General features: G+C 70.6%; 1 protein-coding gene. It reads right to left on the reverse strand.

Going from position 1 to position 245, the window contains the following annotated elements; genetic code table 11:
- Window positions 1-245 (reverse strand): LysR substrate-binding domain-containing protein (locus ACLJNW_RS27675; RefSeq protein ID WP_410961773.1); only part of this gene is annotated, 245 nt, incomplete at both ends.

Here is a 245-nt window from a genome sequence, read left to right on the forward strand (position 1 = left end):
CTGCCACGCAACAATTCGATGTTGGCCAGCATCGACGATGACTCCAGGCGGTAGGCCGGCGGCTGCCGGCCGCCCTGGGTCAGGGCCATGTCGAGCTTGCTGCGGATCGGCGAGCCGGGCGGCCAGACGATCCAGTCGTAGCGCCGCACGTCTTCCCAGTCCAGCGCGGCGGCCTGGGCCAGGGGGTGACCGGGGCGCGCCATCACCACGATCGCCTCGCTGTAGAGCACCTCGCAGCGCAGGCT

This window comes from Salmonella sp. SAL4457 (assembly GCF_046548235.1).
Lineage (GTDB): Bacteria > Pseudomonadota > Gammaproteobacteria > Enterobacterales > Enterobacteriaceae > Salmonella > Salmonella enterica.